Origin of the sequence: Cohnella cellulosilytica, assembly GCF_042431195.1 — a bacterium.
Lineage (GTDB): Bacteria > Bacillota > Bacilli > Paenibacillales > Paenibacillaceae > Cohnella > Cohnella cellulosilytica.
Genome location: NZ_JBHMDN010000016.1, coordinates 20,500 through 40,739, shown reverse-complemented (window position 1 = coordinate 40,739; position 20,240 = coordinate 20,500). Strand labels below are relative to the sequence as shown.

Annotated in this window: 12 protein-coding genes and 1 pseudogene; all 13 read right to left on the bottom strand. The window is 57.0% G+C overall.

All coding sequences use genetic code 11. The features are described 5' to 3' along the window. Positions 1-21: 21 nt before the first annotated feature. The 13 genes and pseudogenes from ACFFT4_RS12215 to ACFFT4_RS12155 all read right to left on the bottom strand — a co-directional run bounded on the left by ACFFT4_RS12215 (position 22) and on the right by ACFFT4_RS12155 (position 20,199). A complete protein-coding gene (locus tag ACFFT4_RS12215) occupies positions 22-870 on the bottom strand; it encodes a carbohydrate ABC transporter permease (protein WP_378047979.1) in 849 nt (282 codons plus the stop codon). Next, complete coding sequence (locus ACFFT4_RS12210) at positions 870-1,793, bottom strand: carbohydrate ABC transporter permease (protein WP_378047976.1); 924 nt, start codon at positions 1,791-1,793, stop codon at positions 870-872. The genes ACFFT4_RS12215 and ACFFT4_RS12210 overlap by 1 nt, the downstream gene beginning before the upstream one ends. Before the next feature lie 101 nt (positions 1,794-1,894). Next, the gene (locus tag ACFFT4_RS12205) at positions 1,895-3,238 is read right to left on the bottom strand and encodes an ABC transporter substrate-binding protein (protein ID WP_378047974.1); all 1,344 of its coding nucleotides are present in this window, start codon (positions 3,236-3,238) and stop codon (positions 1,895-1,897) included. Between the two features lie 691 nt (positions 3,239-3,929). Further along, positions 3,930-4,235 (bottom strand): type II toxin-antitoxin system RelE/ParE family toxin, encoded by a 306-nt coding sequence (locus ACFFT4_RS12200; RefSeq protein ID WP_378047972.1) that lies wholly within the window; start codon positions 4,233-4,235, stop codon positions 3,930-3,932. Further along, positions 4,232-4,474, bottom strand: a complete 243-nt coding sequence (locus ACFFT4_RS12195) for a hypothetical protein (RefSeq protein ID WP_378047970.1) — start codon at positions 4,472-4,474, stop codon at positions 4,232-4,234. Before ACFFT4_RS12195 ends, ACFFT4_RS12200 begins: the two co-directional genes overlap by 4 nt. Before the next feature lie 195 nt (positions 4,475-4,669). Continuing rightward, positions 4,670-5,312 (bottom strand): annotated as a pseudogene (locus ACFFT4_RS12190) (reverse transcriptase domain-containing protein); the annotation flags it as partial. Positions 5,313-5,767: 455 nt separating this feature from the next. Beyond that, entirely contained in the window at positions 5,768-8,821 is a 3,054-nt protein-coding gene (locus ACFFT4_RS12185; protein WP_378047968.1) for an efflux RND transporter permease subunit, read from the bottom strand. A 166-nt stretch (positions 8,822-8,987) separates the two neighbouring features. Then, positions 8,988-10,358, bottom strand: a complete 1,371-nt coding sequence (locus tag ACFFT4_RS12180; RefSeq protein ID WP_378047966.1) for a sensor histidine kinase — start codon at positions 10,356-10,358, stop codon at positions 8,988-8,990. Further along, positions 10,351-11,034 carry a response regulator transcription factor gene (locus ACFFT4_RS12175; protein ID WP_378047964.1) on the bottom strand — a complete coding sequence of 228 codons (684 nt, stop codon included), beginning with the start codon at positions 11,032-11,034 and terminating at the stop codon, positions 10,351-10,353. The genes ACFFT4_RS12180 and ACFFT4_RS12175 overlap by 8 nt, the downstream gene beginning before the upstream one ends. A 434-nt stretch (positions 11,035-11,468) precedes the next feature. Next, positions 11,469-12,497, bottom strand: a complete 1,029-nt coding sequence (locus ACFFT4_RS12170) for a Gfo/Idh/MocA family protein (RefSeq protein ID WP_378047963.1) — start codon at positions 12,495-12,497, stop codon at positions 11,469-11,471. Further along, positions 12,491-13,315, bottom strand: coding sequence for a sugar phosphate isomerase/epimerase family protein (locus ACFFT4_RS12165; RefSeq protein WP_378047962.1), 825 nt, complete (start codon positions 13,313-13,315; stop codon positions 12,491-12,493). Before ACFFT4_RS12165 ends, ACFFT4_RS12170 begins: the two co-directional genes overlap by 7 nt. A gap of 15 nt (positions 13,316-13,330) precedes the next feature. Beyond that, on the bottom strand, positions 13,331-14,455 hold the full coding sequence (locus tag ACFFT4_RS12160; RefSeq protein ID WP_378047960.1) for a glycoside hydrolase family 88 protein: 1,125 nt from the start codon (positions 14,453-14,455) through the stop codon (positions 13,331-13,333). A 17-nt stretch (positions 14,456-14,472) separates the two neighbouring features. Continuing rightward, positions 14,473-20,199: a 3-keto-alpha-glucoside-1,2-lyase-like domain-containing protein gene (locus ACFFT4_RS12155; RefSeq protein WP_378047958.1), complete on the bottom strand. Its 5,727-nt coding sequence runs from the start codon at positions 20,197-20,199 to the stop codon at positions 14,473-14,475. Between the last annotated feature and the right edge of the window lie 41 nt (positions 20,200-20,240).

Here is a 20,240-nt window from a genome sequence, read left to right as displayed (position 1 = left end):
TCCCGTTCCTTTTAAAAATCGTCAGCCCTTGATGCCCGTCGTCGCAATGCCCTGCACGAAATGCTTCTGCACGAAGAAGAACGTCGCCAATAACGGAAGCATGGACACAAGCGATACCGCCATCAGCAGGTTCATCTGCTGCGTGCCGTATTTGGAATTGAAGAACGACAAGCCGATAGCCACTGTATACTTGGCGTCGGAATTCAGATAGATCAGCTGGCCGAGAAAATCGTTCCAGTTGTTGATGGCCGCGAATACGGCCACGGTCAGCATCGCCGGCTTGGACAGCGGCACGATGATCTGCCAGAAATAACGCAGCGAGCCGCATCCGTCGATCAGCGCCGCGTCGTCCAGCTCCTTGGGAATCGTCTTGAAGAATTGACGGAGCAGGAAGATATAGAACGCGCCGACGGCGAAAAACTGCGGAACGACAAGCGGCATGAACGTATCGACCCATCTGAACTGGCTGAACATCATATAGGTCGGGATCAGCGTAACCTGGCTCGGCAGCATCATCGTGCTGATGACCAGAATGAACATGATCGGACTCAGCCTCGAGCGAAACTTGGCAAAGCCGTACGCCACCAGTCCGCAGGAGAGCACCGTGCCGAACGTGCCGAGCAGCGTAATGAGAATCGTATTGGCGAAATACGTCCCGAACGGCAGAACCGTCCAGCCCTGCACGAAGTTCTGCAGCGTCGGCGGGTCGGGAATCCAGCGCAGCGGAATTTCATAGATTTGCGACGGCTGCTTGAACGAGGTCGACACCATCCAGGCGAACGGCAGGACGAACAGCGCACCCACGATGATCATCAGCGCGTAACGGATCGCATCCGCCGCGATTTTGCGCCCCTTGCTCGTCGTTCCCATCAGTCGTCACCCCCGCTGTAGAAAACCCAATAGTTCGACGTGCGGATTACGATCATCGACAGAAGGAGCGTAATCAGAAACAGAATCCAGGCGAGCGACGTACCGTAGCCGACCTTGAAGTATTGGAAGGCGTTCGCGAACAGATGCATCACATACGTGTAGGTGGCATGGTTCGGACCGCCCTGGGTCAGAATGTACGGCTGGTTGAACACCTGCAGGCCGCCGATGATCCCCATGATGAGATTGAAGAGCAGCACCGGCGATATCATCGGCACGGTGATGCGGACCGTACGGGCGACGATGCCCGCTCCGTCGAGCGCCGCGCATTCGTACAATTCCTGCGGAATATCCTGCAGCCCCGCCAGGAAGATAACGATATTGCCGCCGATGCTCCAGAAGCTCATGAAGATGACGGCCGACATGGCCCAATGGGGATCGGACAGCCAGCCGGGACCTTCGATGCCCATCAGCGACAGCGAATAATTGAGCAGACCGTAGCTCGGATTGAAGATCCACCCCCACAGCAGAATCGTGGAGACGCCCGAGATGACCGAAGGAATATAATACAAGGTACGGAAAATGCCCACGCCCTTCAGCCGGCAATTCAGCAGACAGGCGAGCAGGAACGAAAACAGCAGCCCGAGCGCGATGCTGACCACGGCGTAGACGGCGGTATTGCCGAGCGATTTGAAGAACAGGTCGTCATTTGTAAACATAGCGGCATAATTTTTGAACCCGACGAAATTCCCCCCGCTGCCCATCTTGGCATCTGTGAACGACAGATACAGCGAATAGACCATCGGCCCGAGCGTGAAGACCAGGAAACCGATTACCCATGGAGACGTGTATAAATGAAAATTGAGGGTGCTTCGCCGGGACATGTTCAAGCGGGTTCCGGTCCTGCCAGTTTGTGCGGTAGCCATTATACGGCCCCCTCCCTACTTTCGGAGAAGAGGCCGGAAGCGCGGGCTTGACGGCGTTCCGGCTCTCTCCGGTCGGATCAACGGCGAACTAGCTCTGCGGCTTAGTTCCCCGCGTGTATTTCGTCCAGCTTATCCTGCAGCTTCTTGGCAAAGATCTGAATCTCCGGCGTCACGTCCTGCTGAAGCGCCTTCTTGGCGTCGATATTCTGCCACACGTTGGTCAGATCGGTGCCGATTTCGGCGAATACGCCGCCGAACGGGCTTGGCACCGCATTGTCCAGCGAATGGAGATAAGGCTTCAGATTAAGCGTCTTACCGCCCACCTGATTGGAATTGATGAAGTCCGCGGCCGAAGCCTCGGTTGGCGGGATGGCCGCGTTGCTGGCGAGCTTCAGCGCCTCCGGATCGGACGTGACCCACTTTACGAACTCCCAGGCCGCGTCCTTGTTTTTGCTCGAGCTGGAGATGCCGTATCCCTCTGTAATGTACCAGGACGGCGACTTGCCGGTGTCCGCCATCGTCGGCATCGGAACGATATCCCAGTCGAACTTGTCGCCGATGTTCGATACGAAGTCGGGGATGTCCCAGTTGTTCATCGGCATAATGCCCGACTTCCCGGCGTAGAAGCGCTGCGCCGAAGCCAATCCCGCTGCCGCCGTCGCATCCGGCATGACCTGGTATTTATAGATCAGATCGGTCATGAATTGAAAACCCTTGATCGCCTCGGGACTGTTCACGGCGGATTGGGTGAAGTCCGGCGAGGTGTAGCGTCCGCCGTACAAATACGCCGCGATCTGCTGGTACATCCACAGGTCGGACATGCCGTAAATTTTGTTCGCCCCTTCGCCCTTGGTGATCTTCCGGGCGGCGGCGAGCGCCTCGTCCCACGTCCAGCCTTGGTCGGCGTCGGGAATCGTCGCCCCGCTCTCCGCGAAGAGGTCCTTGTTGATAGCGAGCGCGAAGGTGGCCATCCCGATCGGCAGACTTTCCAGTTTGTCGTCGAACGTCTTGAAATCGTTGATCATCGTCGGGTAATACTGGTTGATGTCGAAGCCGTCGCGTTCCGCGTACTCGTTCAGATCGACGAGCTGGCCAAGGTCGCTGCGGACATGGTACCAGTCGCTTGACGTTTCGAACACGTCGGGCGCCTGATTGGCGGCGATCATCGCGTCGAGCTTGCGATCGTAGTCCGGAGATACCGTAATCTTGACCTCGATATCGTCGTGCGTCTTGTTGAACAAGTCAGCCTGCGCTTCGCGGGCGGTCTTCTCCGCCGGATATCCCCAAGTGAACACCGAGATTTGCGCTTTCCCTTTACCCGAACCCCCGCCTGTGGAGGCTGTGCCGTCCGCTCCGGCCGAACCGGACGATCCGCCGCTGCAGCCGCCGAGAATAACCAACGCTGCGATAGAGGCCAGAAAAACGCTCAGCATTTTTTTCTTCATGGAAGATAGTCTCCTTCGTCAAAATAATAATTTCTTTTTTTACAAACCCTCGCAATGTATACATTTATCTTTTTTGTTTACATGCACTTCCGTTTGTTTACACACACCTCCGATTGATATAATTTTGCAACCATGTTCAAGCAGCAAAAATCCATTCCCACGCTCCTTTATACAACCCCCGCATGGCAACGCTTACTTTCCTGCCTAGAATATATCAAAAAGAAAACATACGTCAACTACTTTTTCGTTATATTTTTATCATTTTGATACATTTATTCATTTTACATGTAAACAAGATTAGCGGGAAGGCAATAAAAATCTGTTCTCTGCCGGTACGGGCCCATGAAACTTGTGGTTATCGCCTGCCAGGCGGATGGTCGCGGTTTTTGCGGAGGGTAAACGCTCGAACGCCTCTGAGCGCTCTCGTGCGAGGACGGGCTGCTTTTTCATTCAAAAGGGCATAAGCCCGGTAAAATACCGAACTTATGCCCTAAAATTGTTCATATGGATATGGGACGACATTTTTCGGCCCTTTTGTTCGGTCAGGCCCGTTCGTCGGGAGAAACAGAGGCTGGCCCATAAGTCGGGCAACCACAGAAATGATCGATTGATTATTTGGGTTGCCCCTAATGACTTATGAGACAGTTCCCTTTTGAGGGAAGAGAACTTCTTCCTGCGTTCATGCATCGATTTATAGCAACGATTTTTGATAAGGGTGGCGGATTAAGAAAATTTCGATCGCATCCCCGTTATATCGATAAAACACCTTGTAAGGATCCGACTTGCCTGGCCTGACAAGGGTCATTCTCATATTGACGGGCATCCCTTTAATCGAAACTTCCCTGCCCGGAAGAAAAACAGATACATCCTGCTGATTAAAATAGGACTCAATGATTTCAACCAGATGCTCGGCGATCGCGGGCCATTCATTTTCCTCACGCCAAGCATCCAGCTTGATAAGGGATTGCAATGCTGTCTGCTTCCAAATAATCCTCATTTCCGATTACGCCGCGCCAGCTGTTCCAACACTTCCTGCTTGGAAAGAGACGGATTATCCGCGTTCATGGCGTCCAGAAGCAGCATTTCCTCTTCCGGGTCCGTGACTTCATAATTTCCCGACTGGCTAACTTCATCGATTTCAAACAACATAAACTTGCGGCTGCCAATCTGGATGTAAGTATCGCCGCTGGTAATCGCATTGGATAACTCTTCGTTATTGAGCTTAAGAAGTTTCATTCGCATGGCCTCCCTTACGGAGTTGTAAAATAATTATAACACATCAAGAGAAATCGAGTAGAAGGAGGCGGCTAGCCTCCGTCCTCTCGCACCACCGTACATGCGGGTCCGCATACGGCGGTTCCAAAAGGTTAACAAAGCTCTAAGTAGCGTGAAAGCAAACTTGTCAGCCCTTTCGCTTCCCAGTAGGAAGTCGAGAGGGCAGATACGCTTGTCCGTCACTCGCCGTGCTACTCTTGCCATCAGCTTGTCGTGGTTGACCCGGTCGAAGAATTTCTCGAGGTCCATATCCACGACCCACCTCAAGCCGCTTTGGATGTAGAGCTGTGCCTGCTTCACTGCGCCCTGCGCTCGCTTTCCCGGGCGGAAGCCGTAGCTATGCCACGAACCGTGAGCGTCAAAGATCGGGTTCATCACTTGCAGAAGCGCTTGCTGGAGGAAGCGGTCCATCACGGTCGGGATACCAAGCAGCCGTACGCCGCCTCCGGGTTTGGGGATTTCCACCCGTTTGACTGGCGCCGGTCTGTAGGTTCCCGTGAGAAGTTCGGTTTTCACCGTCTCCCAATGTGTTTTCAGGTACGCTTATAGCTCGGCTACCGTTACGCTGTCCACGCCGAGCGCTCCTCCGTTTTGCACCACTCGCTTGTAGGCGAGTCGAAGGTTTTCTCCTTCGAGCATCCGCTCCAGCAGCTCGTTCTGGTCTTTGCCAGAGGAGGGGGCGACTTGTGCCGGCGTAGAACTCGGCGCTCCGGCATACCCAGGCGGCTTCACCGCTTCTCTTTGCCGTGAGCTCTCTGACGAGATTTTCTGCTGTCTCTGCCTCTTCGTGCGAACGCATCGGTTTCCTCTCTCCTTTCGGTTCAGCCCTTCCGCTTTCCGGCGTCCCGTACTCACGTACTATGGCCTCTGCTGACTCCTGCGGATTCAGTGTGGCTTCTCAGCCGCGGTTACGAAGTTACTTCGCGTCTCCCGCAGCTCTCCCCAGATAAGAACGTCATCTTTCCGCCCGCGCTCGCCCAAGTTTACGGCTACAGCCTTTGGCAGCTTAGGATTTCGTCATGTTATGGTGACTCATCCGGCTGCAACCGCCTCAAATTGGATTCATGTACCTCGAGCCGTGCGTTTGCCTCCAGCCTCCTTCAGATTCCGCCTCGCGGCAGACACCCTTGCTCTTGGCTAATGGTAGGCGCTTGCCAGCCCCCATTCCGGACTTTCACCGTAGAGATGACGCCCATGCTGGACGTACATAGACAAAAACCGCGCGGCATCAAGCCTTCGCGGTTTTTATCAATATCAGAAATTCTCGATTTCGTGCACCTTCCGTTTGCGCCAAGCCAGCTCGTAGATGACCGGAATCACGATCAGCGTGAGCAGCGTGGAGGTGAACAGTCCGCCGATGACGGTAATCGCCAGTCCGCCGGAGATCAGGCTTGTCGTCGAGCCGGACAGCGCGAGAGGCAGCAGCGCCAGCATCGTGGCGAACGCCGTCATCAGAATCGGCCGCAGCCGCGTTTTTGAAGCTTCGACGATCGCTTCGCGGATCGGAATGCCGGCTTTGCGGTTATGCTCGACCCGGTCGAGCAGCACGACCGCGTTCGTGACGACGATGCCCACGAGCATCAGCATGCCGATCATCGCGCTCATCGACAGCGATTGGCCGGTGATCAGCAGAGCGCTCAAGGAACCGACCGGGATGAACACCAGCGAGCACAGAATGATCAGCGGCGTAATCAGCCCGCCGAACGTTGCGCTCATCACGAGGAACACGAGTCCGACGGCCGCGGCCATCGCGATGCCGATGCTGGTGAAGCCGTCGCTGATCATCCGCAGGCCGCCGCCGAACTCCAGCTCGACCCCGCCCGGCAGCGACAGGCTGCGCACGTCCGATTCGACCTGTCGGGTCACCGCCTGGACCGCGTTCTCGTCCTTGACCGTGCCGCTGACCTGGGCGTACATCTTGCCGTCGTCGTGGTTGACCTGAATCCAGGCGTTCTGCTCCGTCACGTCGGCGATATCGCCCAGCTGCTTCACGCCGCCGGACGTCAGAATCGGAACACTCTCCAGTTCGGCTCTGGACGTGATCTGCTGCTTGTAAGACAGAGTGACCGCCCGGTTCTCGTTGTCGATCTTATACGCTCCGACGTCCATCGGCCGCAGCTGCTCGCCCACCAGCTGCATGATCATCGCAGGATTGACATTCAGATCGATTCCCTGCTGATTCAGCGTCACGACCCACTTCGGCGCCACTTCGTTCATGTTGTTCGCGACATCCTTCAAGTCGGCGTTCTGCCGCATCAGGTCTTCGACCTGTTTCGCTGCCGCGGCCAATTGCTCGGTGTTGTCCGAGTAGATGCTCACGTCAACGGTGTTGCCCGACGGCGCTCCCGCCTGCTCGGCGGCTTTGACCGCGATTGTGGTGCCCGGCACTTCCGCCGCGGCCAGCGCCGGCAGCTCCCCGTTCATGCGATCGATCGTCGCGTCCATATCGGTGCCTTGGGCGAACTGGACGGTCGCAGCCGCTTTATACGCGCTTGCGCTGCCGCCGAACATACGCCGGCCGGAGCCGCTGCCGATGGAGATCTGATAGCTCTCCGCACCCGGCAGCTCCTTCAAGTAGCTCTCCACCTTGCTTCCGACCTGGTCGGTCTGGTCCAGACTGCTCTTGGCCGGCAGTGTGATCTCGACGGATGCCGAAGGCGAAGACTCTGCCGGAAGAAAGGAAACGCCGAGCAGCGGAATGAGGCCGAGCGAGCCGACTAGCAGCAGCACCGCCAGGCCGAGGACCGCTCCCTTGCGCTTGAGCGCGCCGCGGATCGTCCGCTCGAAGCCGTTGGCCAACCGCCCGCCTTCCTTATGCGGCTTTACGCGGTTGAAGAACTTGCCGCCCATAATCGGAATGAGCATCGTGGCCACGAACAAGGAAGTCAGAATCGAGATGACGACGGCAAGCGAGAACGGGCGGAAAAACTCGCCGATAACGCCGCTGACGAAGGCAAGCGGCGCGAAGACGACGACCATCGCCACCGTCGAGGAAGCGACGGCGCCGATCACCTCGCGGGTCGCCCTGTAGGCGAGCTCCTTGCCGCGCAGTTCCTCGCCTTTCTCCTGTCTCCAGCGGTAGATGTTCTCGATGACGACGATGCTGTCGTCGACGATGCGTCCGACCGATACCGCAATCCCGCCCAGCGTCATAATGTTGAGCGTATAGCCCATCTCGTTCATCAGCGCGATCGTGGCGAAGATCGAGATCGGCAGCGAGACGATCGAGATAAGCGTCGCCCGCACGTTGCGCAGGAAAGCGAAAATAATGAGCACGCAGAACAGCGCGCCGTACAATCCCTCGCGAACAAGGCCGGAGACCGACTCCTTGATCTCTTCCCCTTGGTCGGAGACGACGTGAATGCTCAGCTCGCCCTTCTCCTCGTAGCCCGCCAGCAGCGACTTGACCTCGTCGGAGACGTCGGCCGTGTTCGCGTCCTGCGTCTTCACGACCTCCAGCAGGTAGCTCGGCTCCCCGTTAAACCGGGTTCGCTCCTCCTGTACCTGCATCGGCTTGATCTCCGCGACGTCCGCCAGGAGGATGCCTCCCGCAGCGCCTTCGGCCGGAGCGCCCGTCCCGACTTTCAGCAGCTCGATCTGCTCCAGCGTGCTGATCTTCCCGCTGAGGCGGATCGGAATCGTCGTCTCGTCCGCGGACACCGAGCCGAGCGGCAGCGCGTAATCGAGCGACTGCAGCGCGCTGCGGATCGCGCCCAGCGTAATGCCCTGCTGCGCGGCCTTCGCTTTGTCGACGACAATGTCGAGCCGTTCGGACGACGTCCCCTTCAGATTGACGGAGCTGACGCCGGCCAGCTTCTCGATCTGCGGCACGACCTCGTTCTCCAGCCTCTCCGCCAGCGTCTGCGCATCGTCCTTGTCGGAGAAGAGCGCCGCCTGATAAATCGGCTGGGCGTTGATCGATAGCCGCTGCACCGTAACGCTGGCGCCCTCCGGCAGCCGGGTTTTGCCGACGGCGGCCTCGACTTCCCCGGACAGCTTGTCCATATCGGAGCCGAACGGGAACTGGATGATCACGCTGGCCGCATTCTCGGTCGAGGTGCTGGTCAGCGAATCGTAGCTTTGCAGCCCCTTCAGGCTGTTTTCCACCGGCAGCGTCACGTCCGACTCCATCTCTTCCGTTGACGCGCCGGGCTTCGTTACCTGCACGAACACGGCGGGCAGCTCCAGGTCCGGAAACGTCTGCTGCTTAATTTGCGTAGCCGAATACATGCCGTAGCCCAGAATAAGCAAAACTAGGATGACGACGGCGGTGCCGTTTTTCAGACTGATCTTGGTAAGCCAATTCAATTGCAATCTCTCCTCTCTTTATCTGGAGAGATCATATCACGCGAATTTGTACGCACTGTGTACTGGCGCAAGCAAAAACGCCTGCGGCGTCCTCAGGACGGCGCACGCGTTTCTGTCGGAGACGATACAGACAATGAATAAGTGAAACATACAAATTCTGTATCGTTCAAAAATTTTGTTCCGGGGGATCGAGCGGCAGCGTAACCGTCACGTTCGTTCCTTCGCCGACGCGGCTGAGCACCTGAATATCGCCGCGGTGCAAGTCGACGATGCGCTTCACGATCGAGAGGCCGATGCCGTTGCCGCCGACGGCCCGGTCCCTGGATTTATCCACCTTGTAGAACGGTTTGAAAATGTGCTCCTGCTCGTGCTCGGAAATGCCTGGACCGCTGTCGGCTATCGTTACCCGGACGTTCTGTTCGTCGCAACGGACCGCGATCCGGATGCGGCCGCCCTCCGGGGTGAATTTGACGGCGTTGCCGAGCAGGTTGACCCACAGCTGGTTCAGCTTGTCCCGGTCTCCGCGCATCGTCGTCTGATCCGCTTCCAGCTCCATCTCCAGCTCCTTGGAAGCCCATTGCGGCTCTAACGCTACGACGACATGGCGCAGTTGCTTGTCCAGGAGGAAGGTTTCGACATTCAGCCGCAGATGCTCGTACTCGAGCGAAGCCAGTTGGAGCAAATCCTCGCTGAGCCGGGACAGCCGATTGCTCTCCTCCTCGATAATGCCGAGCAGGCGCCGGCGAGCGGCTTCATCCATCTTTTTATGCAGCAGCGCATGGGTAAAGCCTTTAATCGACGTGAGCGGCGATTGAATCTCGTGGGACACGTCCGAGACGAACTGCCGGCGGATCGCCTCCAGATCTCCCAGCTCGTTCGCCATCTGGTTAAAGCTTTGCGTCAGCTGTCCGATTTCGTCCTTGCGCTTGCTGGCGAGCCGGATGCTGAAGTCGCCCTTGGCCATTTTGCGGGTCGCCCGTGTCAACAGCTGCAGCGGACGAACGATATAGCGGGCGGCAAGCAGAATAAACAGACTGCCGAACAGCAATGCAAGCAGAAATCCAATTTGCAAATAATCGCCCACAGTGCCCAGCATATTTTTGATTTCGGGCGCAAGGAACAGCGCATACCGCTCGCCGTCGATCTGAAACGGCAGACCGACCGTAACCGGCCGTTCGTGCCCCTCCCCGCGATATACGCTTCCGCTTAGCACCGCCTGAAGCTCTTCGTCGCCCAGATGCAGCCGCTTGGCCGCTTGCGAGTCGCCGCCGTGCAGCAGCTTGCCGTCCTGGCCGAACAGCAGGATCGTCATGCTCGGGAGCGCCGTCACTCCCTTCATCAACGTGTCCCGATTGTCGGGAGGGGAGGCTTCGTAGGACTGTATCACCTTTTTGCCGCTGTCGATCATGCTTTGCGCGATAACGTTCTGAATATGATCGCCGTAGAGACTGGTGGCCAGGTAAAAAGAAGGGATCAGACTGAGCGTGACCGCGGCCAGGAAAACCGCGGTGACCCGCACGTAGAGCGATCTAATCACGGTAAACCTCCAGACGGTAGCCCAAGCCGCGCAAGGTGACGATTTTGAAATCCCGTTCATACGCGCCGAAGCGTTCCCTCAACCGCTTAATGTGCGTATCTACCGTTCGTTCGTCCCCTTCGTACTCGTAGCCCCAGATTTTCTGGATCAGCTCGTCCCGGGTTTGCAGCTTGCCCGGATAGCCGGCCAATGCCGCCAGCAGCTCGAATTCCTTTAAGGGAATCGACTCGCTGCGCCCCGTGTCCCGGTAGCGAATCTGGTAGCTCGTCATGTCGAGCGTAATGCCGCCCAGCCGAATCGTCTCGGAGATCGAGATCCGGTACCGTTTCAGCAGCGCCTTGACCCGAAGAACCAGCTCCATCGGCTCGAACGGCTTCACCAAATAATCGTCCGTTCCGAGCTGGAAGCCCCGAATCCGGTCCAACGACTCCCCTTTGGCCGTGATCATCAGCACCGGCTTGTCGCCGGCGGCCCGCAGCCTTCGGCACAGCTCCCATCCGTCCATGCGCGGCATCATGACGTCCAGCACGATCAGGTCGACCGGCTGGCTGTTATAATATTCCCAGGCCGAGATCCCGTCGGATTGCTCGACCACCTCCAACCCTTCGTCCTCCAAGTACAAGCGCACCAGCTCACGGATATGCCGTTCGTCGTCCACGACCATAACGGTTGCCAAGTCCATCCCCTCCAATCGGGTTTTGCCTTCATTTACCGATTATAATCCCCAATTTGTACGCGGTGTGAACTCCGAATTGAAAAAGGGGGCAATTCTCGGAAAATAGCGGGACAAAACCGGCTGCCGCACGGATCAAACAGGCGAGCGGCAAGGCGATATCGTCGGGGGAGCCGGCAAGCATTGAAGCAAGAGGCTGCTCCATAAGCCGAGGCAATTAAAATGATCGCAAAAAGAATGGGGATATATCTCCTGTAGAGCGAAGCGCCTGCCTCATACGGTCATGAAATTCCCCTGTTACGGGTTAATCGATTCCTAATTTCATGACCGTATCAGCTGCGGAAAGAGATATATCCCCATGGTAATAAACGGATCATTTTATAAGGTTGCCCCTCTATGAGTATGGGATAGCCTCTCACTTCGCAGCGGACGGCTTGTTATAAAACTACACGTTTGTGCTTGGCGGAGCTCCTTCGCGTCGCTTCGATGAGCCGCATCGCCCGCACTCCCGCTTCCCCCTGCAAGGGAAACGGCTCTTCGCCTGCAAGGCTGTCGACGAACTGCTGGTGAACGCGGTGCACATGGGCATCGCTCCCGTAGGGAGCGAACTTGAAAGCATGAGTCTCGTTGGGCCGGCAGGAAAAGCAATCTCCTTCATAGCCCCGTTTAAGCTGGAGCGTCAATTGTCCCGTTTCGATCTGATAGGCGGCTCTGCCTTCCGTACCGTTGATCTCGAGCGCATAAACGGGCATGCCTTCCCGCGCGTACGAGCAATAAGTCGTCTCCCTCAGCGCCGTTACCCCGCTTTCGAAGCCGTATATCGCAAGCGTAACGTCGTCGCCCTTCATTGGCGCGTACAAGGTCCGGCTCATGGACTGGACCCACTGGATCGCATCGTTTTCCATCCAGTGGAACAGGTCAATGAGATGAATTCCGAGCAAATCGAGCGCTCCGGCGGCTTCTTGTTCTCGCCAGTCTCCCCGGTTTAAGCGGAAGCCCCCGGAAGAAACCATCTTCCCCCGGTAATGACTGATTTGCCCGAAGGCGCCCGCCTCGATCATCGAACGAAGCGAGCCGAGAATCGGATCGCTCCTGAAGCTCATCAAGATCCCCAACTGCCGCCCGGTCTCGCTCGCCGTCCTGACCATGCGCTCGGCGGCTTCCGCGGAATGCGCCATCGGCTTCTGGCAGAGAACGTGCTTGCCCGCTGACATCGCTTGCACGGCCAAAGCTTCATGCGTACGGTTCGGCGTTGCAATATCCACCCAATCGACTCCGAGGTCGGACAAAACCTCCTCCAGCCTTGTCGTCCATTTCGGGATTCCGAACCTCTCGGCAAATTGCCGAGCCGCCTGCTCATCCACATCGCAAACCCATTCCAGCCTCGATCCGCTCAAGCCCCGATGTGCAGGCAAATGCAGGCTGCTTGCAATCTGTCCCGTTCCGATTAACGCGCTCGTCAGCATGATAAATCCCTTCCCGCCTCCGCGTTCTGCAGCATTTTACGCAGGACGGAGACGCCTTTTTCCGTATTGGGAATGAGCGGCTCGACATGCGTCTCGACGGTCAGCATAGGAGCTGTCCGATCCCGGGTCAGCACATCCAGAACAGGCTGCCAGGGCACCTTCCCGTCGCCAAGCGGGACGAACGGATTGCGCGAGCGCCAATCCCGGGTATCCGCATCCTTGACATGGACGTTCGCCAAATGCCCACAGACGTGGACGTATCCCTCAAGCGGCAGCTCGCCTGCAATCCAGGCGTTGGCGGGGTCCCAATTGACTTTTAACCGAGGCCCCGTCCGCTCGATCATGCGGCGGGCTTCCGCCGCCGTCTCGCATCCCGACATAAATTCGGTCTCGACCGCAAAAGTCATCTGCACCTCGGCCAACCGTTCGCAGGCTTGTTGAAAATAAGGCACGGCGCGCTCGAACAGCTCCGCCGGACGATGCCGATGATGATCGATGAGGGCAAAGCCGGTAATCAAGGAGACGTCGAGTCTCTTGGCCAGCGCGATGCAGGCTTCCAGGCGAACGCGCAGCTCATGCTCCATCTTCTCCGCAATCGGCTCGCACTTGAACAGCCCCGCGCTGATTGCCGAATAAGAAATCCCGTATTTTTCTTTTAACCCGACTAGCCGATCAACCGTCTGTTCCGAAATATCCGGCACTCTTCCGTCCGGCATCATCCGCAGCTCGTAATGTCGAATCCCGAATTGCTTGACGCCGATATAGACGGCCGCATGCGGGTCTATGCTGATCTCGTCGGTCACTGCCGCCAGTTTCATTTCCATTCCCCCGCTTCAGTCCCGCTTAAGGCAGCGAAGATATTCGCTGAAGGCCTGCAGCGCAAGCCCCTGTCCCCACGGCTGGATATGATGCATCGGGACGGCGGCGTACTCCGCCGGATCCGCCAGCACGCCCGTGCCCGCTGAAGTTCCGAACAAATCGCCCGCATCGCCGACATAATGCCGCAAGGCGTCTATCGCTCTGAACCCGGCGTCGCGGTACCGATCGTCCAGCGAGCCGCTCCTCCATCCTTGCAGGAACGCCTTGGCGAAACCGGCGGTGCACGACGCCTCCAGCGGACTTGCCGGGTCCGGCAATACGGTATGCCACAGCCCCGTCCCGTCCTGCAGGGCGAGCAGCTTGTCCGCCAGCTTCGTCCAATGGCCGAGAAGAATCTTGCGCCGGTCGCCGTCGAATGAACGCGAGGCCAGCATTTCGGCCAGAACAAGCGCCATCCAGGCGTTGCCCCGCCCCCAAAACACGCCGGAAAAATGATGATTCTCGTTAACGCTGTATCCGTGATACAGCAGCCCTGCTTCCGCCGAGTACAGCGCGTCCCAATGCCCGATCACCTGTTCGAAAATCATATCGCCGTATTCCCGGTTGCTCCATGCTTCACCGGCCCGAATCAGAAGCAGTCCCGCCACGTAGACCGTATCGATCCATACTTGCTCCGACCATTCGAAATAGAGTCCCGTATGATTCCATAACCCGTTCGTGCAGAAGCGGGCATCCTTCAGGCAGTATTCCGCCGCTTGCCGCGCCCGATCCGCCATTGCGGCTTCGCCGTCCCTCATCTCCAACCAGAACATCGCATAATACGGGAGGGTCGAGTTGACGGTCTGGAGCGGAAGCCCGCGATCGATCCAGTAGCGCACAAATTTCCGCACCGTTCGATAGGCCGCGCCGTCCGTCGAGAATTCGTCGGCATCGATCAGTCCGGCCAGAGCCACTCCCGGCCCCCAATCCCATGTGATATAGGACTGTTTCCAAAATTCGGGGTCGACAATGACCCGCTCAAGCCCCGTTCCGGGGTGGAAGGTCGTGAGCTCCATGCCGGCCGTTCCGGCAACGAGGCGGTTCACGATATTTTGCGCCTCCGCAGCCGACAGAGGCAGGCTCTCGTTAGCTTTCCGCATGTGCAAGTCTCCCGTCGTCAGTCGTTAAAATCCGCGATTTCTTCCAATGTGTCCGTCAAATCTCCATACTGCAGCCGAATGCTCGCCAGCGGCGCGTTCCAATCGGCAGTCACGTAGGGAGAATCCTGCAGCTTGTAAGCGTCGAAGTCGACCGCCGTCTGGTCTATCGTCCTGACATCCGTATTAAAATCAAGCGTCAGCTGCTTGCCGTTAAGACCGGTATAGGCGATAGAGTACGATGAACCGGCATTGTAGCTGATCGGATTATCCTTGATATCTGCCTTGAATTGCGCGAATGTCCCGCTGTACTCTGCTTGATCCACGACCTCGCATACGAATGCCGTATTCGGCGACAGAACCTTGATCTCCTTGTCCTTCCATTTGCCGGACAACGTCCACGTATATTGCGGAGAGGCCGTAACCTGCCCGTCCTTCATCGGCCTGATCGCCGCGTACACATTGCCGTGGTGGATAAAGATCCAGCCGTCTTCTTCGTCCACTTGATCGAATTTGTTTTTCTCCATCCAGAAGTGCGTCCATTGAGGTACGCCGGGTTTGCTTATTTTCCGCATTCCGATGACCACATTGTCCTCCTGCATGTATTTGTAATTCACCTTGTCGTACAGATTGCCCATCCAGTAGCCCTGACTGTCGCTCAGCATCGTCTCTCCCTTGGGTCCCGGATGGCTCTCGAAAATATGCAAGCCGCTCTGCTTGCCGAAGGTCAGCTTAAACGGGATTTCCTGGTGGGTTTGCGGCACCCAGGTTCCATTGACGTCCTCGGAAGGCGTACCCGTGTCGACCCATAACGGCAGCACATCCTGCTGCACGACGGAACCGAGCCCGTATTCTGGAGTGATATGGGTGTACTTCTTCAGACTTGCCGTAATGTTCCTGTCGTCCGGCAGAGAATAGACTTGACGCCGCTCCTTGTTGTTGAAGCGTTTCGTCTGATCTCTCATGATGCGCAGCACGACTTCGGACGGCCGGAAGTCGCTGAGCGGAATCATCGCCGCCTGTGCATTGGCCACGGGATAATTTTCATTCATTTTGACAATTGCATTGTCGAACAACATGTCCGCCCCGTAATGCGTATGCCCGTACAGATGGGTCACCGGGTCCGGGTAAGAACGCAAGCCCGCTCCGGTCAAGGAACCGTCCAGCGAGTCCGCCGCCATATCCGCATAAAGGTAATTCAGCATCGTGGAAGCCATGGCCTTGACATCGGTGTCCGAAGCGTAAGTGAACAACGTCGACAGCGCCCCGATATCTATGCCGTAATAGCTGTGAGAGTCGTACTCCCCCATTCCGAGCTTTAGCCGCTTATTGATCCAGTCCTTGATATAGGTCTTATAGGTTGCCTTGTTCGCAGCCCCGGTCAGCCCGTTCCACATCGGCGCGTCCGGCCATATTTCCGCAACCAGATATCCGAGAGCGTAATGAACCAGCATATGATTTTCCGATAAACGCAAATGCGGCTCGGCATAATACGACGTTTGCACCAGCTCCAGCATGTCGTTCCACGCCGCAGAGGACAGATTGGCGGCGCCGTACAATTCCTTGTACAGAATAATCGTCTGAATATTGCTGAAGTCGTTGTCCCCGATTCCTTTGCGCAGGGCGTTTCTATGTTCGTTGTCGTACGAATATTGCCGCATCCAGGCCAATTCCTCGTCATAATTTTTCGCCTTCGGATGGAGCATCATTTTGCCGAAAACGTTGGGCAGATACGAAGCGCCCACAGACGGGCCCAGTACGATGCCGCCTTCCTCATAACGCTTGCGCAGCATATAGAGCAAATTTTCCTGTCGCTTTTCCGTGCCTTCCAGCACGTAGGCATATTCCCCCTGCGCCGGCACGAAAGGTTCGATCGCAATGTCTACATGCTCGTCCCCATAGCGCGCTCTGACCGTCACCGTGCTTGACTCATTCGCCGTCGGCTTAAAGCGCAGCGTGTCCTGCTCCAGCAATTCCGCGTCATCCGCTCCGTCAACGAGCTCCCATTGCAGCCCGTCCTGCAAAGTGACGAAGCTGGCGCCGCCGCCCGGATAATGCGCTTGCACCGCCGTTAAGCCCGACAGGCTCACAATATCGTACACCGATGCGGCGACGCTTGTCCGCGGCGAAGTCAGGCCAATCAGGGAGCTGACCGGAAGCGTCGGTCCTCCCGCCGCAGGGCTCACAATCAGATCGTCGAGGTACACCTCGCTGTTGATGGCCGCAAAGCTGAAGCCGCCGTGCGTATATCCGTCCCAGGCGTAATACTGCGTCGTATTGTCAATCGTGAAAATAAGCTGCTGGCCGCTGACCTCCGCGGCGAACGTATGCCATTGCTCGTCTTCGATATCAATCGTTGGCCCCGGCGAGGTGCCGATCCGCATATAATTGCCGGCGTCCTCATCCGCCATCCGGTACACGAACGGAGTGCCGCCCTGCGCCGTATATTCGCCTTCCGCCGCCTTTTTCCGCATGACGATCTCGAAGGCCGTATTATACAAGTCGGGGTTGATGCGGCTATCCTTGATTTTCAGCTTGCCGCTCACCTTGTAATTGGACCAGTCCTCCAAGCCGAACAGCTGGCTGTGCTCGTCCCTAAGCCGGTAAACCCGGTTCGTTCCGTCCGCTGTCATATGGTCTGCCGGTATCGACCAATACCGCGGATGCGTGACAGAACCGCTCTCGAAATCTTCCGTTATCGGGCTGCCCAACACAGTTAAAATAACGGTATACTGCTTCTCCTTCCCGGTTACCGCATCCGCCGCCTTAACCGTAATCGTATGCTCTCCGGGGACCGAAGAAACAACCGTGCCCAGTGACGTATTCAGGGTCACTTCCGACGGATCGTAACGAAATGCGACGTTGTTTAACGGAATCAACGTATAGCTTCGCGCTCCGGTTACAGCTCTGACCTCGAGCCTGGTCGCCTGGCCGGGAGCGACAATCGCGTCTTCGAGCTTAAGCTCAATGGCGCGCGCCGGATGCAAGCGGGAAATCCGCACATTATCGAATTGAACCTTCGTATTTTCCGCTTGCAGGAACGCGCCCCCGGTTTCCAACGTGGTCATCGCCCCGCTGGTACCGGTGTTCAGCCGATCGACCGTGATCAGATCCAGGTCGGATTCCATCTGGAAGCTGCCGCCCGTGGCCGCCGCGACCGAACCGACTGCGGCGCCGTTCGCGGCTTCGCTCATTTCCAGCGACATCTGCCCTATGGACGGCGCGACGACGGCTGTCATTCGGTAAGATTTGCCCAAGAAGCTTCTGCTGCCCGTATCGAGGATCCCGAGCGGTCCGTCAAGTCTGACATTGCCGTAATACCAATCGTTTTGAGTCGTATTTTCATTCCGGGCAATGCCGATCGTGTCCCGCAGCGAGTCGGACTGCGAATTGAATTTATGGCTGCCCGGATTGTACCGGATAATGTCCATATACCGGAACAGATAACTCTTCTGATCGTCTCCCATCCTTGCGCCTATTGAAAATCCGCCGTTCGTGCCGGCCGTGCCGTTTAATTGTTTCACGTCCGCTTCAATCAGATGATCCGTATTCAAATAGACGCTGCCAAGAACATCCGTCCGCCGAACGGCTCCGTTCCCGTCGATCTGGAGCGCATGATTGCCCGCTTCGTTCGCGATCGTAAAATGGGAATCCGGCATGAAGGAGGCGCCCACCTGCCCCTCGAAATCCTCCGCCAGCAGCGTTTCGCCCCGCACGCGAATGTATTCGTCATAATCGTTGACATGAACGACCAACGTGCTCGTTAAGCCATCCTGCTCCAATACAATCGGATGTGTGCCTGCCTGCAAGCCTTTGATTTTCTGCGTATCGGGATCGACGCACAGCTTATCCTTATCGTAAGTCAGCGTGTAGGATCTCCCGGAGGTGTCGTAGGGAACTCCGCCGCTCTGCGCAACAATCCGGTAAGCAACCGTGCTGTTCACATCGATATTCAAACCGGAGGTGACCATGTCGACCGTATCGTATACCGCCTCATCCGCAGCTGAGATCGTGAAGTTGTCTACGCTCGCCCGGATTTGTCTCGTCGCCAGGCCAACATAGCCGCCCAATCGATAGGTGTCGTCGGTATATTGAATGGACGGTACGGTTTCTTGATCGTAGTATACGTTGATATTCGGACCTTCATCGTTAATCCTAAGCTTCTTGCGGCCGGTTTGCGGTCCTTTGCTGCTCGGACTTGTCGCCAGCAATTGATAGTCTCCGGCGCCGTCGGCCTTGAACAGCTTTATCCAGCCGTCGTACTGCACGACCGCCAAATAACCGCTGTCCCCGCTCCTGTCCTGCGCTTGCTCTTTGCGGAATTGAAGTCCCGCCCAACCGGCATCGTCGGTTCGGTCCGTCATCTCATAGTCGAACTCGGCGTTGAAGTTGTCGAAGCGCCCGTTCCGCCACGTCGCCTGATAAACCCTGTCGTCCATCCGGCTCTGCCGGTACGCCTTGTTGCCGCTTTCTTCAACCACCTGCCAATCGCCCAAGGTCGACATCCAGCCGTCGTCGCTGCCCTGATCGAAATCGCTCGTAAACACTGGAACGGGAGCTAGGTTCCGAAAAATCAAATGCGCATAGCTCGCGCCGTTCTCCCGGGTGACCAGACTGACGTACCCGCTGCCGAAGGCAGCATCCGTCACATGAATGCTCGGCTCAAGCTCGTTCTCGTAATAAACGCGAATATCGGGACCGTCGGCGACGATTCGCAGACTTTTCCTGCCGAACTGCCTTCCTTTGCTGCTGCTTGCTATTTCTCCCGCGCCCGCTTTGTAGAGGCTGATCGTGCCCGATGGTCGCAGGAAAACCATATACCCGCTCTGCGAGTAGGAATGCGCAGGGGCGGATTTGCGGAACGATACGCCGGCCCACTGACCGGTCAGCCCCAATTCGATTTGAAACTCCAACGAGAAATCGCCGAATTGCGCATCCTTTAACGCAGCCGTATATCCGCCCGCCGCGTCATCGGTTGCCAGCTGCGAGAATTGATGGTCGCCATAGGCGCTGGTCTGGACAGCCCAAGCGCCCGAATCCTTTGACCATCCGGAATCGTCCAGGCCTTCGAAATTTTCCTCCAGCAAGGTTGGCTTTTGGGAGATTACGACATTGTCGAATTTGGAGAAGGTTCTCCCGGTTACCAGACCGGCATAGCCGTCTGTGAAGGAGTCGTCGCGAATATCAAGGACCGGCGTTGTCTCTCCGTTATAGTAAACGCGAATATTCGTTCCTTCCGCCGCCACCTTCAGACTGCACCAGCCTATCTGATTCCCTTTGTTCGCATTGCCGACGGCAATTTCCTGAATCGCACCGTGGCCATCCGCCTTGTACAGCTTGATCCAGCCATTATACTGAACCGTCACCAGGTATCCGCTCTCGTTATAATTGTCGAGTTCATTGCTTTTTCGAAACATAACGCCGGCCCAGTAGCTGTCCCCGGCCCGGTTGACGATATTGTAATCCAGCTCCATTTCGAAGTTATCGAACTTCTTGTCGGTTATCGTGGTAAAGTAGCCGCTTTGGTTCATTTTATCCTGACTATAGACGTAACCGCGGCCGGGCTCCTCGACCACCTGCCAATTTCCCAGATTGGACAACCAGTTCAAGTCGTTCCCCGATTCGAAATCGTCCTCGGCCAGTACCGGCTGCCCGGCATGTACGGGATTGAGATCGACTGTCGCGATAGCAGCGGACCCTAGAACGACCAACGCGAGCATCGCCGACAAGCAGCGCTTTAACCTCATCCTGTTCCCTCCAAAAAATAGAATCGTCCCGATGATCTCCG

Bases quoted from the DNA above. Each gene is read 5' to 3' on its own strand.
- ACFFT4_RS12200 (WP_378047972.1), bottom strand. From the start codon at position 4,235: ATGAGGATTATTTGGAAGCAGACAGCATTGCAATCCCTTATCAAGCTG.
- ACFFT4_RS12205 (WP_378047974.1), bottom strand. From the start codon at position 3,238: ATGAAGAAAAAAATGCTGAGCGTTTTTCTGGCCTCTATCGCAGCGTTG.
- ACFFT4_RS12170 (WP_378047963.1), bottom strand. From the start codon at position 12,497: ATGCTGACGAGCGCGTTAATCGGAACGGGACAGATTGCAAGCAGCCTG.
- ACFFT4_RS12155 (WP_378047958.1), bottom strand. From the start codon at position 20,199: ATGAGGTTAAAGCGCTGCTTGTCGGCGATGCTCGCGTTGGTCGTTCTA.
- ACFFT4_RS12165 (WP_378047962.1), bottom strand. From the start codon at position 13,315: ATGAAACTGGCGGCAGTGACCGACGAGATCAGCATAGACCCGCATGCG.
- ACFFT4_RS12215 (WP_378047979.1), bottom strand. From the start codon at position 870: ATGGGAACGACGAGCAAGGGGCGCAAAATCGCGGCGGATGCGATCCGT.
- ACFFT4_RS12195 (WP_378047970.1), bottom strand. From the start codon at position 4,474: ATGAAACTTCTTAAGCTCAATAACGAAGAGTTATCCAATGCGATTACC.
- ACFFT4_RS12160 (WP_378047960.1), bottom strand. From the start codon at position 14,455: ATGCGGAAAGCTAACGAGAGCCTGCCTCTGTCGGCTGCGGAGGCGCAA.
- ACFFT4_RS12210 (WP_378047976.1), bottom strand. From the start codon at position 1,793: ATGGCTACCGCACAAACTGGCAGGACCGGAACCCGCTTGAACATGTCC.